We start from the raw sequence: 18,679 nt of genomic DNA, 5'->3' as shown, positions 1-18,679 counted from the left end.
GTCTAATCCTTAGAATATATTGTCGTCTATTTTCTGAATATCTTCTAATTGATTAACATTTATAATCTGATGTGAAGAAAGCTGTCCTGTAACCTTTCCTTTATCAACATTTGGTTTTAAAAAAGTTTCCCATAAATCTAAATTCTTTTTTTCATAAGAATAAAATAACAAGGGATTTATAATTGAAATGCCCGAATAAGAATATCTAGGGCCTTCATCTAAGTTATTTACAAGACCTAGTTGCAAATTTAAATCCCCTTTGCCATCCAAGGGTTCTACTAACACTAAATGCGCAATGGATTCCACTGGAAGCGACAAATCTTTAAAAGGAAACTTTGTCCAGATATCACTGCTCATCAACAAGAAAGGTTCGTTTCCAATTAAATCCAAAGCATTTACTATAGCTCCTCCTGTTCCTAGTAAACTTTCTTCTCTTGAGTATCTTATTTCAACACCTAATTTAGACCCATCACCTAGAAATTCTTCTATCTTGTTACCTAAGTAAAATAAATTAATAATTATTTCTTTAATTCCTGATTCTCTTAATGTTTCAATATTCCATTGAATTAAGGGTTTCCCATGAATTAATACCATAGGTTTTGGAATACTATGAGTTAAGGGCTGAAGCCTTTCTCCTTTGCCGCCAGCTAATAGAAAAGCTTTCATTTATAAGGAGCTAGAAATGCTAATAATTTAGGCTTGATATCTACTAGGAAGTTATAAAAATCTATCATTCCATGCAAACCTTCAGAGGACTTAATTAAATAATTCATAGTAGTCTCTAGATCTAAAAGCCTACTTTTCTTTTTATCTAAAATGTACATTCTTGAAAGCACTCCCATTATTCTTAATTGCCTCTGAATACCAGACCACTCAATCCAAGAGATAAATTCTTCCAGATTAACATTTTTTAAAACTCCACTATCAATTCCTTTACTGAGGTAAAGATCTGCATAATATATGATTCTATCATCACTTAAAGGATGATAAAGGTCCTTTAATAAGGATACTAAATCTAAACTTACAGGGCCTATTAGAGCATCTTGAAAATCAATAATGCCTGTACTTTCTTCTCCATCTGGATTTTCTAAAGCTAGTAAATTTCTTGATTCAAAATCAAAATGACAAATAGATTTTGGCTGTATCTCTAAATTCTTCCATACATTCTCGTAGGCCTCTTGTAAAACATTATAAGAATTAGACTCTTTTTCTTCATTTACAGAGATCACCAAAAGCTTTTCCAAAAACCAACTTCTAAAAAGATCCATTTCAGAAAATGCCCTGCTTTCATTTAACACCGGTAATGACAAACTATTAGTAGGTATATTCTGGATAATAAGAATTTCATCAATAGCGGCTGATAGCAACTTATCTGAATTAGAAGTATTTAAATGATACTGATAAAGTCTATCACCAAAATCTTCTTGCAATAAAAAACCTTTTTCTTCTTCTAATGAAAAAACTCTTGGAACCTTTACTCCTGCATTTAGAAAAATAGCACTTAATTCATTAAATTTAGAATTATCATTTTCTTTTGGGTTAAGGGTATTAACAATTAAAGATTCCCTCTCATTCTCCACCCTATAATATCTTCTCTTGCTTGCTTCAATTCTCAAAGGTTTAATGACATTAAATTTAGAAAAACCAACTTTTTGTGCTTCTTGGTTTACCCATTCTAGTAGTTCTTTAGTTTTAGGTTCCACTTAACTATCAAGAGATCCTTTTGGAGGAGGAATGTCACCTGGAACAAAAAAATCAGGAGCTAATTTATTGAAAGGAACATCTGCATAGATAGAAAAATCTTCTACACCATTTTCAGCTAAAATATTATCATCCAAGCAAAATTGTCCAGTAAATTCTTTTGAATTCTTTATTAGAATTACATGAGCAGCATCTGCCATAATAGAAGGATACCTAGAAATATTTATTGTTTCTTCGCCTCCAAGTATATTCTTAACTGCGGCTGTGGCTATAGCCGTACGCGGCCATAGTGCATTTACAGCCACTCCTTGTTCTTTAAACTCTTCTGCCATTCCTAAAACGCATAGGCTCATTCCATATTTAGCCATAGTATAAGCAACATGAGGACCAAACCAATTTGGCTTCATATCAAGAGGAGGAGAAAGGTTTAAGATATGAGGATTATCTGATTTTAATAAGTGAGGTAAACATACCTTACTTACTAAAAAGGTTCCTCTTGTGTTGATTTGATGCATCAGATCAAACCTTTTCATATCTGTTTGAAGGGTATTTGTAAGCTGAATAGCGCTGGCATTATTTATACAAATATCTATACCTCCAAACTCTTTAATCCCTTGATCAACAGCGCTTCTTACTTGATCTTCATATCTAATATCGCATAGAACAGGCAAAGCTTTTCCACCATTCTCTTCTACTTCCTTTGCTGCTGAAAAAATAGTTCCAGGTAGCTTTGGGTGAGGTTCAGCAGTTTTTGCAGCTAGAATTATATTAGCTCCATCTTTAGCAGCTCTATTTGCTATTGCAAGACCTATTCCTCTGCTTGCTCCTGAAATAAATAACGTTCTTCCTTTTAAATTTGACATATCTAATCTACTCTAATATTTAATTAATCGTATTTTAACCGCGCTGAGCATTATTTATCACCAAAAAATAAATAATTACATGAACCATAATAGTAATTAATGATCTAAAAAAGCTTATGTTATCTAAAGTAATAAGAAAACAATCAATAATGGGGCTATGTCTTATTATTTGTTTGTTCCGTATTAGTGTCATTAATTCTGAAATAAATGACATAGTTGAGATAAACAGCATTGATGCAGAAAAGATCACCAGTAATGAGAATGGTGACCTGATTTTCTCAGGATCTGTTGAAGTAAAAACAAATTTCTTAGAGCTGTCATCTAACAAAGCTGTATACAATGAGGAGAAGGAAATCTTAAATCTTTATGGAAATATTTCTATTTCATCTTCTGGAACTAAAGTTGAAGGAGAAAAGATGATTGCTAATTTCTCAAACCAACTATTCTCTGCAACAGATGCTAGATATACTCTTAATAAAGGAGCATCGGGCATAGCTTCAAACATTACATTGAATGCAGATGGTAATATTAAATTAGAAGGAGCTACATACATAAACTGTAATATTTCTGACCCTTTCTGGGAGATATCTGCAAAAGAGATTAATCTCTTAAAAAACCAAAAAAATGCAATCATCAAAGGGATTTCATTAAAGATAAAAGGGAAAAAGGTATTCTCTTTACCCATCTTGAGAACTGCAATAGGCAATGAAAGAATGACTGGATTTCTAGCTCCAGATCTAAAAAAAAGCAGCAAAGGTTTGGATATATCAATGCCATATTATTTTAACTTAGCTAAGAATTTTGACCTCACCCTGACGCCTAGACTAATTCAGGAAAGGGGGAATGGTATTTCAAATGATTTTAGGTATTTAAAAACCCATTCCAAAGGAAATATATTCTTTTCAGGAATCCTTGATGATAAGAAATTTGAAGAGGATACCGGTAGATCTCAAGATAGGTGGATAGTAAAATGGCAGCATGAAAGCCAATTCTTAGATAGCCTGTCTGGAAAGATTAATTTGAATAAAGTAAGTGATATCTACTATTTTAAAGATATTGGCAATGACCAATATGGAGAAGACAAAACTACATATCTAAAAAAAGAAGCTGAGATTAAATGGAAAAATAAATATGCCCAACTTCTTATAGGATTCAAAGATTATCAAAACTTAAACCCCTTTTCCCAAAAAGAACTTAGGTCTTATCCAAGAGTAGAACTTTCTGTTGACAGGAAAATAGAAAATTTTTATTACTCTATGCACACTTTATTAAATAAATATGAAGCTAACTCCAGAAAAATTCTAGGTAGAGAATTTAATAAGTTAGATAGAACCTTTATTTCTAATTCAATCCAATATAAAAAAGAAAACACGTTTTCTTCTAGTTTTATAAAAATAGGATTTGATTATTTAAATCACAAATCCTCTTTTGCTAATAAATCAGAAAACCTTAAATGGCTTACACTTGAAAGTAAGATTTTTTTTGACAAGAAGACTGAATCTTCTTTTATGTCTATTTCTCCGTTATTAAGATACGTTTATTCTGAAGAAAGTAATAATCCTTTCTTAACAAGAATTGACTCAGCAATACTCCCTTTAAGTTACAGTAATCTTCTGAACGGTAATGTTTATTCTGGCTATGACGGAAGAAGTGGAGCAGATAATATTATTTTAGGGCTTGAGCATAGTTCCATTAAAAGAAATTCTTTTGCAAAACTAGTTATAGGAAAAGCATTCTATTTAGATAATAATCCATATAGTTTCATAGAAAAAAGAAAGGAGAATTCTCCTCTTATTATTGAGTATTCTTTATCTTCAGATAAAAAATTTAGCTCTTATGGGTCCTTAGAATGGGATAATAAAAGTAAGAAAGTTAACTCTGCCTTTTTAGCCTTGAGCTATAGCAAAAAAAACTCTTACAGAGCTGAAGTTAGGTCCATCTTTAGAAGAGATCAAAATTACATGATTGAACAAGATTCTTCTAAATTAATTATCCCAAAAAAACAATTAGAAGGAATCTTAGAAATGCCTATTGGTAAATCATGGAAATTATTTAGTAGATGGCAAAAAGACCTAAAAGATAATAAATCTCTTGATATGATTTATGGTTTAAAATTTAGTAGTTGCTGCTTAAGAATTGGTATTATGAAGAGAAGATGGGCAGAAATAGATTACATTTACCAACCAGAACATTTCTTATTGAATGAATTTAACTTTATAAGATCAAATTCTGTCATCAAACCTAAGGATAGTTTATTTATTACAATTGAGTTGTTAGGTTTAGGAAGAGTTGGAAGAAACTTTATGAAAGCTATATCCTCCTCACGTTTATAAGAAATAAGTAGTAAAATATAAAAACAAATGAACAATGAAATCATTAAATCAAATTTCCAAGTTAAATTGCTTGGTTTTTTTATCTTTTCAAGCCTGCTCTTAATAAGTCCTCAAAAAATCTCAGCTAAAATAGAACTTTTGGATAGGATAGCGGTAATTGTAGATTCAGGGATTATTATGGAATCTGAGTTAAATAAGAGAACAAAAGAAATTATAGGTCGTCTAAGAGAAACCTCGACCCCCTTACCTCCTGAAAAAATCTTAACAGAGCAAATTTTAGAAAGAATGATTATTGAAGAAATACAACTTCAAATAGGAGATAAAGCTGGGGTGAGAATAAGTGATGCGGAACTTAACGAATCATTAAATGCAATTGCATCTCAAAACTCTCTCTCTATTGATGAATTTAGAAAATCATTAGAAGGTAAAAATATATCATATAGAGATTTAAGAGAAACTATAAAAAAAGAAATGATTATTCAAAGAGTTCAAAGGGGCAAGGTAGGTGCCAGAGTTGATATTAGTGAGCAAGAAATTGAAAACTTTCTGAATTCAGAAGAAGGTCAGGTTCGTCTATCTGAAGAATATAGAATACAACAGATCCTCATTCCTCTCAAAAAGAATGCTTCAAATAAAGAAAAAGAGACAGCTGAAAAGAAAGTTACAGAGATATCAACTAGATATAGTGATGGAGAAGAATTTGAAAAATTAGCAGCAATTTATTCAGCAGATCAGAGCGCCCTTGAAGGAGGAGAAATGGGCTGGAAAAAATTAGTAGAACTTCCTACACTTTTCGAGCCTATAGTAAAAAACTTATCTCTGAATTCTTTATCTACACCTTTAAGGAGCGGAGCCGGCCTTCATATTCTGAGACTAGTTGAAAAAAGAGGCGACTCAATAAAATTTGAAGATCAAACATTAGCTCGTCATATTCTAGTTAAACCTTCAGAAATAAGAACAAAAAAACAAACTGAACAATTAATCTCTACTATTTCTGATCAGCTAAAAAATGAAGGTGACTTTTCTAAGTTAGCTAAAGAGTTTTCTGAAGATCCAGGAAGTAAGATGGATGGAGGAAATTTAGGATGGAATGTATCTGGAGTATATGATCCAGTATTTGCAAAGATCTTAGACTCAACAAACATAGGAGAAACCAGTGAACCGTTTGAGTCATCCTTTGGGTGGCATATTCTAGAAGTCCTAGACAGGAGAAATGAGGACGTTAGTGAAGAGGTAAGAAAAAATAGAGCTTTTCAATTAATTTATGGAAGAAAATATGAAGAAGAGCTTCAAAGAACCTTAATAGAGTTAAGATCTGAAGCATATGTTGATATAAAAATTAGCCTATGAAGGTTAAGCTTGCAATCTCGCCAGGAGATCCCACAGGTATTGGACCTGATATATGTATCCAAGCATTTTCATCGCAAAGACAATTAGATTATTTACCTGTTATTTTTGGAGATCCCTATGTTTTTGAAAAAAGAGCAAAAGATTTAAAAAAGAATCTCAAAATAAAATTATATTCTGGTAATGAAGAAAATATAGAGGATGATTGTTTGATTATCCATCCAGTAAATATGACAGAAGAAATCATAACTGGGGAATCTAATCCTAAAAATGCGCATTACATTATTTCCATTCTAAAAGAATCTGCTACCCGAACACTAAATGGAGAATTTGATGCTTTAGTAACTGGACCTATTAATAAGCAAATAATTAATCAAGGTGGAATAGATTTTCTCGGTCATACAGAATTTCTAGCTAATTTATCAAATACTCCAAAAGTAGTAATGATGTTAGTAAATGACTCTTTAAAGGTTGCTCTTGCTACTACTCATGTGCCTTTAAATAAAGTCTCTAAAATGATAACTGAAGAAAATATAGAGCAATGTATTAATATTATAAGAAAAGACCTTCAAACCAAATGGATGATAAATAATCCTGTTATTAAAGTCCTAGGTCTGAACCCTCATGCAGGAGATGGAGGATTCTTAGGACAAGAGGAGAAAGATATACTCATTCCATTAATTAAAAAATTAAGAGGTTTAAAGTATAAGATCATAGGTCCAGATTCTGCAGATACAGCGTTCGTAAAAGATAACATGAAAGGAGTAGATGCCATACTTGCTATGTACCACGATCAAGGACTGCCTGTAATTAAATCTAGTGGATTTGGAAACATAATTAATATTACTCTTGGACTTCCATTCATCAGGACTTCTGTAGATCATGGGACAGCTTATGATCTTGCTGGTTCAGGAAAAGCTAATGAAAATAGCATTTTGAATGCTTCAAATCTAGCCTACTCAATGAGCTTAAATTAATATTTGTGAGAATAAAAAAACATTTAGGCCAAAATTTCTTAGTAGATAAGAATATTATTAATAAAATTATTAAGAATATAAATCCAAGCCCTAAAGAACATTTTCTAGAAATTGGACCAGGTCGAGGAGCATTAACATCTGAGATCATAAATCTTGCTGGCTTTTTAGACGCCGTTGAAATTGATAATGACCTAATAAATTCTTTGGATCATTTAAAGAAAATTAATAAAGATTTTAGGGTCTTTAATGAAGATATCCTTAAATTTGATCTAAAAAAAATTCTATTAAATAAGAATAATTCATTAATTAGAATGGTGGGAAACCTTCCATATAATATATCTTCTCCTATTCTTTTTTGGGCTTATAACTATGGTCAATATATAAAAGATTGTCACTTTATGTTTCAAAAAGAATTTGCTGAAAGATTAATAGCAAAACCTGGAAGTAAATCTTATGGAAGGTTAAGTATTATTTCCCAATATTTAAATGAAATAAACTTATTATTTTCTGTGTCTTCAGAATGCTTCAGACCTATCCCTGACGTTGATAGCTCTATTATTCAAATTAAACCAATTAGGAATGTTTCATTTAATTCTGAGACCTGTAAAACACTCCAAAAATTGACAAATATTTTATTTTCTAAACGAAGGAAGATGATAGGAAAATCTTTACAAAGTTTTTTACCTCTAAGAAAATTAGATCTTTTAGAGATAAAACCATCTCAAAGACCAGAAGAATTAAGCGTAGAAAAGTTTGTAAAGCTTTCTGAAATGATAAACTCTTTATAAATATGGCAAACTATGCAATTGGTGATATACAAGGATGTTATAACGAGTTTTCATCTATTCTTGAGTTAATTTCATTTGACACTTCTACTGATAAGTTATGGCTAACTGGAGATCTTGTAAATGTTGGACCTAATTCGCTTGAATGTTTAGACCTTATTTATTCTATAAAGAATAATTGTAATATTGTTCTTGGAAACCATGATCTTCACTTGTTAGCAATTCTTGAAGAAGTAAGACAAATGCGCAAGGAAGATACTCTTGAGCAAATTTTGAAGACAGATAAAAAAAACCTTTACATAGATTGGATCTCAAAAATCCCACTGGTACATGTAGAGCCTTTAGAAACTTCAATTGGTCAAAGAGAATTTATTATGTCGCATGCAGGAATTCCACCTCATTGGGACTTGGACGAAGCCTTGAATGCATCTTTATCTATTGAAAAAATGTTAAAAAATTCTAAAGATAGAAAGCTTTATTTATCTTGTATTTTTAGTAATTTACCCCCTAAAGAATATCCAGAAATTTCTTATTTGGAGATTCTTCGATTAAATACTAATTACTTGACTAGAATGAGATTCTTCTCCGAAGAGAATGGACTAAATTTAACTTGTAAAGGTCCTGCTAATGATTCTCCTAGAGGTTTTCTTCCTTGGTTTAAGCATAATCTTAAAATATTAAAAGGTAACAGACATATTTTATTTGGGCATTGGTCATCCTTGAAAGGTAAAATAGATAAAAAAAATATCTCTGCCTTGGATACAGGTTGTGTATGGGGTAACCCCCTTAAAGCCTTACGACTAGAAGATGGTCGAGAATTTAATTCTAATGTTGTAAATTAGACAAATGAAAATTTACCTTGTAGGCGGTGCTGTAAGAGATTTAATCCTTGAAATACCCTCAAAGGAAAAGGATTGGGTAGTTGTAGGTGCCTCACCTGTTGAAATGGAAAAATTGGGTTTTAAGCTTATAGGAAAGGATTTTCCTGTTTTCTTGCATCCTAAGACTAAAGAAGAGTATGCCTTAGCAAGAAAAGAAAGAAAAACTGGACTAGGCCATAAAGGATTTACTTTTTATAGCGATTCTAGTGTTAGCCTAGAAGAAGATTTAATTAGAAGAGACTTAACTATAAATGCAATAGCTCAGAACGTAGAAAATAATGATCTTATTGATCCTTATGGAGGCATAAATGATATAAAAAATAAAATACTCAAAAAAGTATCTTCGGCATTTTCAGAGGATCCTTTAAGAGTATTGAGAGTTGCTAGATTCAAAGCAAAACTTGCTCACTTAGATTTCTTCATAGAAGATGAAACTTTGAAAACCATGAAATCAATCTCTTCTTCAGGTGAAATCAACACCCTCTCTAAAGAAAGAATATGGCAAGAAACTATTAAAGCTTTAAGTGAAGAGAATCCAGAAGAATTTTTTGAAGTTCTTAACTCTTGTGATGCTCTTCGAGAAATAAGCACAGAAGCTTCCGAAGGATATCAAAAATCAAAAGGAGCTCTAAAAATAATTACAAAATATAAATTTTCTCCTGAAATAGTTTGGTCAGTATTTTGTAGCTACTCTGGCTCTGTTGAAAGAATTAGTAAATCCTTCAAGGCTCCAAAGAAATTTATTGAATCGGCTGAAGTATTAAGTAATCTGCTAAGTTTTCTAGAAAAAAAAGAAGTAACTCCAGAAAATATTCTTAAAGTTCTTTTAAAATGTGATGCCTTGAGAAGGCCAGAAAGAGCTCAAGCATTATTGCCGGCCTTAGAAAAACTTTCTATTTATTATAAATACCCAAAAATAAATTGGGAAGAGTTACTGATTAGATCTATAGAAATAGTACCTGATAAAAACTATATGAATAAATCTGGAAAAAATATTAGTAAAAATTTAGCAGAAAAAAGGTTAATACTAATAAAGGAGGTTCTAAGAGTTGAATAACAACAAGGTTGTTTTGGTGACCGGAGGGGCAAAAAGAATTGGGAAGAGCTTATCTGAATACTTTCATAAGAAGAATTATGATGTAGCTATTCATTACAATAATTCTTCTAAAGAAGCGGAAGAATTATCAATTAACTTGAATAAGTTAAGAAATAATTCTTGTAAAATATACCAAGCTGATCTTACTGAAACTGATTCTGTAACTAATTTATTAAAAGAAATAAAAAAAGAAAATAAAAACCTTCATATTTTAATTAACAATGCGTCTAGTTTTTATCCTACGCCTATAAATAAAGCAAACTTGGAAGATTGGTATGACTTATCATTCACCAACCTAATCTCTCCTTTCATATTGATAAAGGGTCTAAAAGACCTACTGAAAAAAAATGAAGGTTGTATTATTAATATTTCTGATGCTATGGCCAAAAAAGGTATTGACCAGTTTAGTCTTTATTCTGCTGCTAAATCTGGATTGGAAGCTATTACAAAATCTTTTGCTAAAGAATTGAGTCCAAAAATTAGGGTAAACGCAATTGCCCCTGGAGCTATGTTGTGGCCTGAATTAAAAAATAATGAAGGCTCTTTAGAAAGAGAAACTATTCTAAAAACCATCCCTCTTGGCAGAACAGGTGAAGCAGCTGATATAGCCTCTGCAGCTTATTTTATTTCTCAATCTAAGTATATGACTGGTCAAGTGATAAATATTGATGGAGGAAGATCTCTTTCATAAAAAAAACGGCCAGATAAAACTGGCCGTTTTTAGTATTTGTAATAAATTCTAGAATTCAGCCATAAATTCTAAACCCCAAGTTTGAGGAGCTCCCCAACCCTGGAAACCACCAGCTCCAAATAACTGAAGTGTTTGTTCATGATACTCAGTATCTGATAAATTCTTACCAGAAGCTGTAACTGAATATCTAGCATTTGCATCTGACCAAACATACGCAATACTGATATCAGTAATATCATATTTAGGCTCAATAACTCCAGTACCACCTACAGCCTTATCTACAATATAGAATTCATCCATCTGTTTATGAGATATGTAGGTTGTTAATGACCCTTGTCCTATTTGTGTTTCATGTAAAAGTCCAACAGAAAAAGTATCTTCAGGAGTTCTTCCAGTAGGAAGGCCTCCAAAACTTACTGTTCCATCTGGATCATCAGTACACCACAAGCCATCATCAGCTGTTCCATATATACAGTCAGGACCAATTGGAACCAATAAACTGCTTTGAACTGATTTAGTAGTTTCGCCCTCTTGATGGGCATATGTACCCATTAATGAGAATCCATTACCTAATTCAAAAGAATATTCAACTTCAACACCATCTATTTCTGTCTCAGCATGGTTGTTTATTACCGTGTCAGTACCAGGAGGATAAGCTACACTCACAATTGTTTGGAACTGACGACCTTCTACCGTAGTATCAAAAGCTGCTATATTTAGGGTTGCCCTTCCATCCATAAACTGCATTTTTGCTCCAAACTCTGTCTGTTCAACAAGTTCTGGTTCAAAAGTAAATTTAGCCCTAACACCTCTCATACTGTAACCGCCTGACCTAAAACCTTCTGATCTAGAAACATATACCAAGATATCATCCGAAACTTGATAATCTGCACTCAACCTTGTGACTGTATCACCCCAGCTGTCACCTAATTCTTGAAAAGGAACTGAGCTTCCACCAGCTTGCAAATCGAGACGAGTATTAAAGTACTTATCTTCATCTATTTTTCTTGCGCCAATCCCGATATCTAATTTGTCATTAACTGCCCAAATAAAGTTTGCAAAAAAGGACTTGGAATCAGTGTTCTGCTCATTAATTGCAAAAGTAGGTGCTAGAGGAAAATAACATTTTGTTATTCCTTTAGCTAACCATCCAGGATTAGGTGTAGACCCCAAAGCTGCACAAGCCACATCAGGAGGCAAAAAACCTAAAAAACTAGAAGTAGCATCAACTGGGAAATTTAAGAAATTATTTGAAGACTGCCAGAAATCAATTTCATCTTCATACAAATAAGCCCCTATTTGATAGGATAAAGGTCCACTCTCTCCAGATAAACGAAGTTCTTGAGTAAATACATCAAAATTCTGCCTTCTATCGGTATGTAACTGAGCGAAACCAATGCTTGCATCAGTAAAAGACATGCCATCAAAATCTTGCTTAACTCTGTCATAACTATTTGAATTAGCTACTATGTAAGTTAAAGAACCATAACTGGTATCCCATTCTAAAGTTAATGAAGTGTTATCTACCATATACTGAACAAACTCGTCGGTATCAGCTCTATTTTCAAATGGATCAGGTCCATCAGACCTAGGGTCTTGAGGAGGTATATCTGAATTATCTCTAATTGAGTCATATCTCAAGTGAGCACTAAAAGTATCCGTCGGCTCCCAAAGAACTTGAAGTAATTTAGCTTCATAATCAATTGCGCCAGTATCTTCTCCTTTAAAGGTATTTGTCCAATAGCCATCCATTTTTTTAGAAGTAAGACCTAATTTTACTTTCACAGTATCACCAGGAAGATTTTGAATAGCTCTATAAACTTTATTACCATAATCTCCAACTTTCACAGATACCTTAGTACCAAGAACTCCCGTAGGATCAGTTCTTCTTAGTTGGATTGTTCCAGCTGAAGTATTCTTTCCAAACAGAACTCCTTGAGGACCTCTATTAACTTCAATTTGCTGAACATCAAAGGTATCTAACAACATTCCTGTAGTTGAACCCATAAAAACACCATCTATAGCAACTCCAACCGGTGAAGTTTGCGTTTTTTCAATACCTCCATAACCCTGGCCTCTCATAAAAATAGCACCAGCACTTGGCCCAGCCGTATTCATTCCTATAAATAGATTAGGTACCATGGTATCTAGATCTCTAATAGTGGTTACTTGCATTCTTTCTAGAGCTGTTTCATTGAATGCAGTCACTGCCACTGGCACTTCTTGCAAATTCTCAGAAATCCTTCTGCTTGTAACCATTATTTCCTCTACATCGTCTTCTTCCGCTCCAAAAGACACGCTTGTAAAACTTATACCAGTGGTTATTAAAACAAGCACCAAAGGTAAGCGCACAAAAGATTTTAAATACATATGACTTTCTCCCCAAGAATTTCTATAAAATATATAGTTTTATAGTATCAAAAAAAATTGGTTTTGCCTAAAAGGGTTTTTTTTGGTAAACAATCAATATAACATTGCCTAAACGCACTGTTATATGGAAAAAATAAATCGTAAATAATTATGTTATCTAAAGACCAAGACCAACAAACCGGAACTATGGAAGTTTTAGAAAAGCATAAAATAGATGTAAGTGCCATAGAAGGTTGTATGAAAGAAAATATTGATGGATTCAAAGGGCCTATATTTTTAGAAGAATTTAAAGGAGGGCAATCTAATCCTACTTATAAAATTACCTCACAAGATAAATCTTATGTTTTGAGAAGAAAACCTCCTGGAACTTTACTGAAATCAGCTCACGCAGTAGATCGAGAATACAAAGTTATATCTGCCTTAAATAAAACAGAAGTGCCTGTACCTAAAAGTTATTTCCTTTGTGAAGATGAGAATATTATTGGAACTTCCTTTTATATCATGGAATTTAAAGATGGAAGAGTTTTATGGGATCCAGCAATGGAAGATTCAAACTCAGATGAAGCGTTTGAGGTCTATCGATCAATGAATGAATCATTAGTTTTACTTCATAAAGTAATTCCAAAAGAAGTAGGTCTAGAAAATTTTGGTAAGCCAGGAAATTATGTTGGAAGACAGGTATCCAGATGGTCTAAACAATATATTGATTCCGAGACAGAAAATATTGAATCTATGAATAATTTAATTAAATGGCTTCCCGATCACCTTCCAGTTGAGAAACAGACTAGTATTGTCCATGGAGACTACAGTATAAGCAATGTTATGGTAGGAAAAACTGATCCTAATGTGATCGCTATACTTGATTGGGAACTTTCAACTTTAGGAGACCCTTGTGCTGATTTTAATTATCACTGCCTTCAATTTACTTTAAATGATAAGTTAGCTGACTCAAAATATTGTAAAGAAAAAGGAATCCCAGCTATTCAAGATTATGTAAAGATGTATAGCGAAAAGATGGGAATAGACTTATCAGAGGAGTGGAATCTATATACTGCATATAATCTTTTTAAACTTGCAGGTATTCTACAGGGAATAATGGGAAGAGTAAGAGATGGAACGGCAGCGAGTAAACAAGCAGCAGAAAGAGCGAGTGGTGCAAGAGGATTAGCTGATGCTGGGTGGGAATTAATTGAAAAACACTTTAAATAGGAGAAAAGATGGCCATAGGTAAATTTTTAATAGAAGCAAGTCATATCATGATGTTTGCAAGATCAGTAGGTGACCCAAATCCAATTTATTACGATGAAGAGTACGCAAAAAATACAGATTGTAAAGGCATCATACCACCTCCTACTTTTCCACAGGCTAGTGCACAATTTGATCCTGAGTATGGATTACGTCCAAAAATAGGTGAAGAATGGTTTGGATCTGGAAAAGAGGCCACAGGCCTTAAACCAAAAAAAGAGCCTAAAGATGACAAGAAAGAAGATGGAGGAGTAGCAATGGGATTACATGCAGAGCAGCATTTTGAATATCATAAACCTGTCCTTGCAGGAGACATACTTACGGCTTCTATCAAACCTGGAGAAAGCTGGGAAAAAGATAGTAAAAGAGCAGGAAAACTAAAATTTAGTGAAGGCATTACAGAATACAGAAATCAAGATGGAGAGCTTGTGATAACTGCAAGAGGGATAGGTGTACAAACTGAGAAACCAGTGGGGAGTTAAAAAATACTTATGCTTAAATTAAATGAAATAAAAATTGGAGATTCTTACAAAGAAACTCTGGTAGAAGATTTAAAAAGAACTCAAATAGTCCAATATGCAGGTGCCTCAGGAGACTATAATCCTTTGCACACTGATGAAATATTCACCACTCAAGTTGCTGGTTACCCTAGTGTCTTTGCCCACGGCATGCTAACTATGGGGATGACGGGGAAGATGATTACAAATTATGTAGGTGATGGAACTCTTACTAAATATGGAGTAAGGTTTACTAACCAAGTTTGGCCTGGAGATACTTTAGAGAGTGAGGCAAAAATAACTGCTATTCGAGAAGAAAATGGGATAAATTTAATTGACTTAGAAATAGTAACAACCAATCAAGAAGGAGTCACAGTAATCTCAGGTACTGCTACAGCAAAAGTAAGTAAGTAATTTTCGACTATGTTAGACAAAGAAAGCTTGGTCGGAGGTAGACAAGCAAAAATTACTTTAATACTTTTAGTGTTGGTTTATGTTTTTAATTTCATAGACAGACAAATCTTATCTGTCCTTGCTGAAGATATTAAAATGGATCTTAATATTTCAGATAGTGATATTGGTTTTCTTTTTGGTACGGCCTTTGCAATCTTTTACTCAGTTTTTGGAATCCCTCTTGGAAAATTATCTGATGTTTGGTCTAGAAGAAAAATAATCAGTCTTGGTCTAGGAACTTGGAGTTTGATGACTGCACTTTCTGGAACGGCAAGATCTTTTACCTCTTTAGCTATATTTAGATTTGGAGTAGGTATAGGGGAATCAAGTGCTAGCCCAGCTACATATTCAATGTTATCTGATTATTTCTCTCCAAAAGTAAGGAGCACTGTGTTGGCTATTTATGCTAGCGGTCTATATATAGGTGCTGGAATAGGAATCTTTCTAGGCGGCTGGATTGTAGATTTATGGAATAATGCTTTTCCTGATATTTCTTTAGCTCCTTTTGGGTTAAGAGGATGGCAAGTTGCTTTCATGGCTGTTGGTATACCAGGTATTATTCTTGCCTTTTTTACCTGGCAGATAAAAGAGCCGCCTAGAGGTCTAAGTGAAAATATAAGCTCTCCTGAATCGCTCTCTCCTTTTCGTGAGATGCTAAAAGAGTTTATTGGCATTACTCCTTTTGGTCTTTTAGCATCCCCTAACTTAATAAAAGAAATTTTAGTTAATCTATTTATAGGATTAACAATCTTTTATAGCATGTTTGCTCTTATTATTTTCACTGGCGATAGAGTTCAATGGATTGCTTTTGGGATTGGTCTATATTTATTAAGTTGTTGGATTCAAGGAATGAAACATAGAGATTTAGGTGTCTATCAAATCATCTTTAAGAGTAAAGCATTGATAGCTTCTAGCATTGGCTTTGGGTCAATAGCCTTTGTAACTTATTCTATTAGTGCCTGGGTCCCGTCTTTTTATATAAGAAATCACGGAATAAGCGAAGCTGAAGCAGGAACAGTCTTAGGTCTTACAGCGGCAATAGGAGGCATAATTGGTACAATATCTGGAGGTATCTTAGGAGACTTACTTAAGAGAAATTACCCAAATGGACGTTTATATATAGGTTATATAGTTGTAATTCTTACAATTCCATTATGTTTGGGTCTTTTATATGCCGAAAATTTATATGTTTCCTACATATGCAACTTCCTATTTCATATAGTCACGCCATTATGGGTGGGCATTGGGCCAGCAACTGTATCTGATTTAGTATTGCCGAGAATGAGAGCTCTTGCAGGGGCATTTTATCTACTAATTGTATCAATGATTGGTCTAGCTTTAGGCCCTTATTCGGTTGGTTTTATAAGTAATACTTTACAAGATCAGGGAATGAATGATGGTGAGTCTCTAAAATTTGCACTTGCTTCATCTCTAGTAATCTTAGTGATAACCATAATTGCATTATCTTTTGCAGGCAAATATTTAGCAAAAGAAGAGCGGTCACTTTTATCTAAAGCTAAATCTTTGGGTGAAATATTCTAAAATTCTTCTAAAATCTGAGTAAAGGTTTTTTTTGAAATGGGATGCCTCAAATCTCCTGCTATTTCATGCACGGGCTTAAGGACAAAAAGATACTCCAGTATATCTGAACTAGGAAGCTCTAAGCCGTTTTCTGAATAAATTAAATCGTCATACATAATTAAATCTAAATCAATAACTCTATTAACAAATTTTCTTTGGGTTTCATCTCTGCCTAATTTCTTTTCTAAAACTTTTAAAAGAATATTCAATTGACCTGGATTAAGTTCAGTGACTATGCTTAAGGCAAGATTATGGAATTCAGGCCCTTCGAAGCCTTCGGCTGGAGATTTATATATAGAAGAAAATTTACATGAATTAAATGCTTTAAGGAGTAAATCTTTAGCTTTAAATATATTGAGTTCAGGATCTATATTACTTCCAATGCTTATGATTACTAAAGTCATTATTTTGATCTATATATTGTTAGGCCTACAGCCTTAGAACCTCTCAAAGCTCCCGGTTTCTTTAAAGTTAACTTTAAACTACTTACAGGAAACTCTTCTAATATTCTTGAAGAAATTTTTTCTGCTAAATGCTCAATGAGTTTACTTTTAGTTTCTTTAGTTAAACTAATTATCATTTTGGAGACTGCCTTATAATCTAAAGCATCAGATATATCATCCGAAGAACCTGGCTTACTGCAATCATAGTGCATTTCCATATCAATACTTATTAATTGACGAACCTCCCTCTCCCAATCAAAAATACCAATGACTGCTTCAATCTCTAATTCTTCTATTCTTATAATATCCATAAATTATATTTCTTCTAAACTCCATCTAGGATTCACTATCAATTTATTTGGCTCTATAATACCTTCTAACAACTTATGATATCCTGCATAGGCAACCATAGCACCATTATCTGTGCACCTATCTGATTGAGGAAAAAAAATATCATGCCCTTGTAATCCATTTACCAACCTTCGTCTAATATAAATATTTGATGCTACCCCTCCACCAATCACAAGTTGTTTTAAATTTTCATCCTCCAAAGCCCATTTGCATTTAATCAACAAAGTATCAGCAACAGCTTCTTGAAAAGAAGCTGATATATTTGCTCTATATGATTCACTTATATTTTTTTTATTTCTTAAATTGTATAAAACTGCTGTTTTTAATCCGCTAAAACTGAAATCTAAAGAGCGTTTTGAAGTCATCGGTCTTGGCAGTTTAATAAAGTTTGGCTTTCCAAGCCTGGCTAATTTTTCTATATTTGGACCCCCGGGGTAAGGTAAATTTAATAACCTTGCTACTTTATCAAAAGCTTCTCCAACAGCATCATCTAACGTTTGCCCTATGATTTTATAATGCCCTACTTCATCAGATCTTATAAGGAGACAGTGGCCTCCTGAGATTAATAGTGTGATAAATGGAAAAGATGGTGGATTTTCTTCTAAAAGATTTATTAAAAGGTGAGCTTCCATATGGTGAATACCTATCGAAGGGATTCCCCATCCTAATGATAAAGCTTTAGCTATTGACGCACCGACTATAAGGGGCCCTTTAAGTCCTGGGCCCGATGTATAAGCTATACCGTTAATAGAATTATAGTTAACTTCAGAGGAACTCAATGTAGCTTTAATTAAAGGTAGCAACTTTAATACGTGATCCCTAGAAGCTAATTCAGGGACAACTCCACCAAATTTAGCATGCAATTTAGTTTGGCTATAGATCTCTTCAGCTATTATAGAATTTACGGAGCTATCATATATAGCCACTCCTGTCTCATCACATGATGTCTCAATTCCTAAAATTTTCATAATTAATCATAAGTTAATAACAAATTTAAAAAAGAATCTATAAAGAAATTCTTTGCAAAGAAACTAATCCCTCTATAGAATTGCCCGTCTTTGTAAA

The 18,679-nt window shown here is 33.1% G+C and carries 18 protein-coding genes; 11 read left to right on the top strand and 7 right to left on the bottom strand.

The window, feature by feature from the left end; translation table 11 throughout:
- Positions 1-9: 9 nt before the first annotated feature.
- Genes P8J93_03120 through P8J93_03110 form a run of 3 tightly spaced genes read right to left on the bottom strand, consistent with a single transcriptional unit; the run spans position 10 to position 2,564 of the window.
- On the bottom strand, positions 10-666 hold the full coding sequence (locus tag P8J93_03120; protein MDG2060794.1) for a sugar phosphate nucleotidyltransferase: 657 nt from the start codon (positions 664-666) through the stop codon (positions 10-12).
- Complete coding sequence (locus P8J93_03115; protein MDG2060793.1) at positions 663-1,703, bottom strand: phosphotransferase; 1,041 nt, start codon at positions 1,701-1,703, stop codon at positions 663-665. Before P8J93_03115 ends, P8J93_03120 begins: the two co-directional genes overlap by 4 nt.
- Complete coding sequence (locus P8J93_03110) at positions 1,704-2,564, bottom strand: NAD(P)-dependent oxidoreductase (protein MDG2060792.1); 861 nt, start codon at positions 2,562-2,564, stop codon at positions 1,704-1,706.
- 116 nt (positions 2,565-2,680) lie between these two features.
- Here P8J93_03110 and lptD point away from each other — a divergent pair, with 116 nt between their 5' ends.
- From lptD to P8J93_03075, 7 genes are read left to right on the top strand one after another with little or no spacing between them, the layout of a single operon-like run.
- Complete coding sequence (lptD, locus tag P8J93_03105; protein MDG2060791.1) at positions 2,681-4,897, top strand: LPS assembly protein LptD; 2,217 nt, start codon at positions 2,681-2,683, stop codon at positions 4,895-4,897.
- Positions 4,898-4,924: 27 nt separating this feature from the next.
- Positions 4,925-6,247 carry a peptidylprolyl isomerase gene (locus P8J93_03100; protein MDG2060790.1) on the top strand — a complete coding sequence of 441 codons (1,323 nt, stop codon included), beginning with the start codon at positions 4,925-4,927 and terminating at the stop codon, positions 6,245-6,247.
- Complete coding sequence (gene pdxA, locus P8J93_03095) at positions 6,244-7,221, top strand: 4-hydroxythreonine-4-phosphate dehydrogenase PdxA (protein ID MDG2060789.1); 978 nt, start codon at positions 6,244-6,246, stop codon at positions 7,219-7,221. Before P8J93_03100 ends, pdxA begins: the two co-directional genes overlap by 4 nt.
- A gap of 5 nt (positions 7,222-7,226) precedes the next feature.
- Positions 7,227-8,009, top strand: a complete 783-nt coding sequence (gene rsmA, locus P8J93_03090; protein MDG2060788.1) for a 16S rRNA (adenine(1518)-N(6)/adenine(1519)-N(6))-dimethyltransferase RsmA — start codon at positions 7,227-7,229, stop codon at positions 8,007-8,009.
- Positions 8,010-8,011: 2 nt separating this feature from the next.
- Positions 8,012-8,848 (top strand): symmetrical bis(5'-nucleosyl)-tetraphosphatase, encoded by an 837-nt coding sequence (locus tag P8J93_03085; protein ID MDG2060787.1) that lies wholly within the window; start codon positions 8,012-8,014, stop codon positions 8,846-8,848.
- Between the two features lie 4 nt (positions 8,849-8,852).
- Complete coding sequence (locus P8J93_03080) at positions 8,853-9,944, top strand: multifunctional CCA tRNA nucleotidyl transferase/2'3'-cyclic phosphodiesterase/2'nucleotidase/phosphatase (GenBank protein ID MDG2060786.1); 1,092 nt, start codon at positions 8,853-8,855, stop codon at positions 9,942-9,944.
- Positions 9,937-10,674 carry an SDR family oxidoreductase gene (locus tag P8J93_03075; protein ID MDG2060785.1) on the top strand — a complete coding sequence of 246 codons (738 nt, stop codon included), beginning with the start codon at positions 9,937-9,939 and terminating at the stop codon, positions 10,672-10,674. The genes P8J93_03080 and P8J93_03075 overlap by 8 nt, the downstream gene beginning before the upstream one ends.
- 48 nt (positions 10,675-10,722) lie before the next feature.
- On the opposite strand, the gene P8J93_03070 is transcribed toward P8J93_03075, so the two are convergent.
- Positions 10,723-13,044: a TonB-dependent receptor gene (locus tag P8J93_03070; GenBank protein MDG2060784.1), complete on the bottom strand. Its 2,322-nt coding sequence runs from the start codon at positions 13,042-13,044 to the stop codon at positions 10,723-10,725.
- 150 nt (positions 13,045-13,194) lie between these two features.
- On the opposite strand from P8J93_03070, the gene P8J93_03065 reads away from it, so the two are divergent.
- The 4 genes from P8J93_03065 to P8J93_03050 are packed head-to-tail and all read left to right on the top strand — an operon-like array spanning position 13,195 to position 16,781.
- Positions 13,195-14,253 (top strand): phosphotransferase family protein, encoded by a 1,059-nt coding sequence (locus P8J93_03065; protein ID MDG2060783.1) that lies wholly within the window; start codon positions 13,195-13,197, stop codon positions 14,251-14,253.
- 8 nt (positions 14,254-14,261) lie between these two features.
- Positions 14,262-14,771 carry a MaoC family dehydratase N-terminal domain-containing protein gene (locus P8J93_03060; protein MDG2060782.1) on the top strand — a complete coding sequence of 170 codons (510 nt, stop codon included), beginning with the start codon at positions 14,262-14,264 and terminating at the stop codon, positions 14,769-14,771.
- Positions 14,772-14,780: 9 nt separating this feature from the next.
- Positions 14,781-15,200, top strand: a complete 420-nt coding sequence (locus P8J93_03055) for a MaoC/PaaZ C-terminal domain-containing protein (GenBank protein MDG2060781.1) — start codon at positions 14,781-14,783, stop codon at positions 15,198-15,200.
- 9 nt (positions 15,201-15,209) lie between these two features.
- On the top strand, positions 15,210-16,781 hold the full coding sequence (locus tag P8J93_03050; protein ID MDG2060780.1) for an MFS transporter: 1,572 nt from the start codon (positions 15,210-15,212) through the stop codon (positions 16,779-16,781).
- Here the strand turns inward: P8J93_03050 and folK are convergent.
- Genes folK through tsaD form a run of 3 tightly spaced genes read right to left on the bottom strand, consistent with a single transcriptional unit; the run spans position 16,778 to position 18,582 of the window.
- On the bottom strand, positions 16,778-17,224 hold the full coding sequence (gene folK / locus P8J93_03045; GenBank protein MDG2060779.1) for a 2-amino-4-hydroxy-6-hydroxymethyldihydropteridine diphosphokinase: 447 nt from the start codon (positions 17,222-17,224) through the stop codon (positions 16,778-16,780). The genes P8J93_03050 and folK overlap by 4 nt on opposite strands.
- Entirely contained in the window at positions 17,224-17,574 is a 351-nt protein-coding gene (folB, locus tag P8J93_03040; GenBank protein MDG2060778.1) for a dihydroneopterin aldolase, read from the bottom strand. The genes folK and folB overlap by 1 nt, the downstream gene beginning before the upstream one ends.
- Before the next feature lie 3 nt (positions 17,575-17,577).
- Positions 17,578-18,582, bottom strand: coding sequence for a tRNA (adenosine(37)-N6)-threonylcarbamoyltransferase complex transferase subunit TsaD (gene tsaD / locus P8J93_03035; GenBank protein MDG2060777.1), 1,005 nt, complete (start codon positions 18,580-18,582; stop codon positions 17,578-17,580).
- Between the last annotated feature and the right edge of the window lie 97 nt (positions 18,583-18,679).

Source organism: SAR86 cluster bacterium (assembly GCA_029268615.1).
Classification (GTDB): Bacteria; Pseudomonadota; Gammaproteobacteria; order Magnimaribacterales; family Magnimaribacteraceae; genus JAQWNM01.
The sequence above is the reverse complement of the archived record's forward strand: the minus strand, read 5'-3'. Positions and strand labels throughout refer to the sequence as shown.